Source organism: Flavobacterium sp., from assembly GCF_043779715.1.
Taxonomy (GTDB): Bacteria; Bacteroidota; Bacteroidia; order Flavobacteriales; family Flavobacteriaceae; genus Flavobacterium.
Window position 1 is genome coordinate 1 of sequence record NZ_JAYWDT010000092.1, and the last position, 3,968, is coordinate 3,968.

Sequence of the window (3,968 nt, forward strand, 5' to 3'; positions counted from 1 at the left end):
GCAAATTTGCCGCTTTTTTTATGTCTATTTTTATCGTAAATAATTAATTATCAATAACAAATACTTAACGATTAGTTAATGTTGATTAAATACTAGTTGTTTTATTTACCAATATTTTTGCCTGAGTTTTTAAATTTTACCAAAATAGAATACTAACCAACAAACAATAGCTGAATGAAACTAAGACTACAATTACTCACATTACTATTTTCAATTTATTCATTTGCTCAAATTCCAACCGGATATTACAACACAGCAACTGGAACGGGTTATACTCTAAAAACCCAATTGTATAATAAAATTAAAGGACATACCGACAAAGGCTATGCTGGACTTTGGACAACTTACTCTACTTCCGACAGAGACAATCAATATGAAAATGATAATTCAATCATAGATATTTATTCAGAAAACCCAACAAGTACTGATCCTTATAAATATTTCTACAGTACAAGTCAATGCGGAACCTATAGTGTTGAAGGAAATTGTTACAATAGAGAACATATTGTTCCACAATCGGTTTTTAATGAATCGGCTCCAATGGTATCTGACGCCCACCACATTCCGCCAACTGATGGAAAAGTAAATGGTATGAGAAGTAACTATCCTCACGGAACCGTTGCAACAGCTACATGGACTTCATTAAACGGAAGCAAATTGGGTTCAAGTTCTGTATCCGGTTATTCTGGAACTGTTTTTGAACCAATTAACGAATTTAAAGGAGATATTGCCCGTATGTATTTTTATTTTGCAACTCGTTATGAAAATACCGTTTCTGGGTATTCTTACGATATGTTCAACGGAACAAGCAATCAGGTTTTCACTACTGCTTTTAAAGCTATGCTGTTAACTTGGCATGCTCAAGATCCTGTAAGTACAAGAGAAATTGCTCGTAACAATGCAATTTATATTCGTCAAGGAAATAGAAACCCATATATAGATCATCCAGAATATGTCAACTCAATTTGGGGAACTGGAACACTACCTTCTGATACACAAGCGCCAACGACTCCAATAAATTTAGTATCTGCTAATATTACTCAAACAACCTTAAATTTAAGTTGGACAGCTTCAACAGACAATGTTGCAGTTACTGGTTATGATGTGTATATGAATGGAAGTTTGAAAGCATCGGTTACTTCAACAAGTGCTTCAATAACTGGATTAACAGCCGCTACAACTTATTCTTTCTATGTTAGAGCTAAAGACGCTGCTGCTAATATTTCAACATCAAGTTCTACAATAAATGCAACAACAAGTGCATCGACTCCAAGTGTAACTGATTTGTATTTTTCTGAATATCTAGAAGGTTCGTCTAACAATAAAGCTTTGGAAATTGCAAATGCCACTGGAGCTTCTATAAGTCTTTCTTTTTATAGTGTTAAAAAGCAAACCAATGGAGCTGGTGCATGGAGTACTGGAATAACACTTTCTGGAACGATTGCAAATAACGGAAAATTTGTAATTGTAAATAGTTTGATTTCATCAGCTTGTTATTCCACAACAACTGCAAATTTATCTACCTCTTCAACAGATATGACTTTCAACGGAAATGACGCTGTTGGTTTATTCAAAAATGGCGTATTAATTGACGTTATTGGAGATTTCAATGGTGGTACAGCAAATTTTTCTATAGATGAAACTTTAAGACGAAAAGCAACTGCTACTGTTCCTAAAGCTACTTTTAACAAAACTACAGACTGGGATGTTTTCACAGCAGATACTTGTACAGGATTGGGAAACAAAATGGGAACAAACGAAATAAAAGAAATAGTAAGTACAGATTTTGATATTTATCCAAATCCATCAAGCGGGAATTTCAATATTCGTTTTGATAATTCAAACGAAAACCATTCAGTTGAAATCTATTCATTAGTAGGTCAAAAAGTATTTGAGAAAAAAAATACAAATTCAATAGTATCTATTTCTAGTCTTCAGAAAGGAATTTATTTAATTAAAGTAAGTAAAGGCAACGAATCGATAACTAAAAAAATGATAATCAACTAAAAATTAAAAAAGCGACAGAAATGTCGCTTTTTTTTATGCTATAATTTAATTAGAAATCCTTAAATTTGCACTTTCAAACAACAACACAAACACACACACAATGATTCATTTCTTCGGAAACCAAACCAACACGGTTTTTGCAGTTCAGACGAGCAATCCTGAAGTTTCGGGAGAACTATCAGCAGAAAACATCAATAAATTAAACTGGCTTTTTAGTAGCGCACATAAAATAGAAAAATCCGTACTGACGGATTTTTTTGTTGGTCCTCGTGCCGCCATGATTACTCCTTGGAGTACAAATGCAGTCGAAATTACTCAAAACATGGGAATTTCAGGGATTATTAGAATCGAAGAATTCGAAAAAATTTCAGCTGATTTTACTGATTTCGACCCGATGCTTTCGCAAAAATATTCCGAGCTAAATCAGGAAATTTATACAATCAATATTCAACCTGAACCCATTTTGAATATTAATGATATTGCTGCTTACAACAAACAAGAAGGTTTGGCTTTAAGTCAAGAAGAAGTAGATTATTTAGATAATTTATCTATAAAATTAAATCGAAAACTAACCGATTCGGAAGTTTTTGCTTTCTCTCAAGCCAATTCAGAACACTGTCGTCACAAAATTTTCAACGGAACTTTTGTTATCGATGGAGAAGAAATGCCTACTTCCCTATTCAAATTAATCAAAAAAACATCAGCCGAAAATCCTAATGGTATTGTATCAGCTTATAAAGACAATGTAGCTTTTGTAAAAGGTCCAAGAGTGCAACAATTCGCTCCAAAAACAGCTGACAAACCTGATTTTTACGAAATTAAAGAATTCGATTCTGTAATTTCTGTAAAAGCAGAAACACACAATTTCCCAACAACCGTAGAGCCATTCAATGGAGCTGCAACTGGTTCTGGCGGAGAAATTCGTGACCGTTTGGCTGGAGGACAAGGTTCATTGCCATTGGCTGGAACTGCTGTTTACATGACATCTTATTCAAGATTAGAGGAAACAAGACCATGGGAAAATGCAATGAACGAAAGACCTTGGTTGTATCAAACACCAATGGATATTTTGATAAAAGCATCTAATGGTGCTTCCGATTTTGGTAACAAATTTGGTCAACCGCTTATTACTGGTTCAATCTTAACTTTTGAACACGAAGAACAAGCTCGGAAATTAGGTTTCGACAAAGTAATCATGCAAGCTGGCGGAATTGGATACGGAAAACTAGACCAAGCCATTAAGAAAAAACCTCAAGCAGGCGACAAAATCGTTATTCTTGGTGGTGAAAATTATAGAATCGGAATGGGTGGAGCAGCAGTTTCATCTGCAGATACTGGTGCTTTTAGTACTGGAATCGAATTAAACGCTATTCAACGTTCTAACCCAGAAATGCAAAAACGTGCTGCCAATGCCATTCGTGGATTGGTAGAAAGTGATAATAATCCAATTGTTTCTATTCACGATCACGGTGCTGGAGGACATTTAAATTGCCTTTCGGAATTGGTTGAAGAAACAGGAGGTTTAATCGATTTAGACAAATTACCTATTGGAGATCCAACATTATCTGCCAAAGAAATCATTGGTAACGAATCGCAAGAAAGAATGGGATTGGTTATTGGTCAGAAAGATATCGATATTTTACAAAGAATTGCAGACAGAGAACGTTCGCCAATGTATCAAGTTGGTGATGTTACAGCTGACCATCGTTTTACATTCGAATCAAAATCTACTGGTGCAAAACCTATGGATTATGCTTTGGAAGATTTCTTCGGAAGTTCACCAAAGGTGGTTATGACCGATAAAACTATCGATCGAAAATATTCAGAATTAGAATATTCTAAAGATAAAATTGCAACTTATTTAGAACAAGTATTACAATTAGAAGCTGTAGCTTGTAAAGATTGGTTAACCAATAAAGTAGACCGTTGCGTTGGTGGAAAAGTCGCCAAACAACAATGTG

General features: G+C 34.6%; 2 protein-coding genes. Both read left to right on the forward strand.

Features of this window, described 5'->3' with window-relative positions; translation table 11 throughout:
• Positions 1 to 174 precede the first annotated feature (174 nt).
• Positions 175 to 2,007: an endonuclease gene (locus tag ACH2BG_RS04660; protein WP_395046557.1), complete on the forward strand. Its 1,833-nt coding sequence runs from the start codon at positions 175 to 177 to the stop codon at positions 2,005 to 2,007.
• Positions 2,008 to 2,107: 100 nt separating this feature from the next.
• A partial coding sequence (locus ACH2BG_RS04665) for an AIR synthase-related protein (protein WP_395046558.1) occupies positions 2,108 to 3,968 on the forward strand: 1,861 nt, incomplete at its 3' end.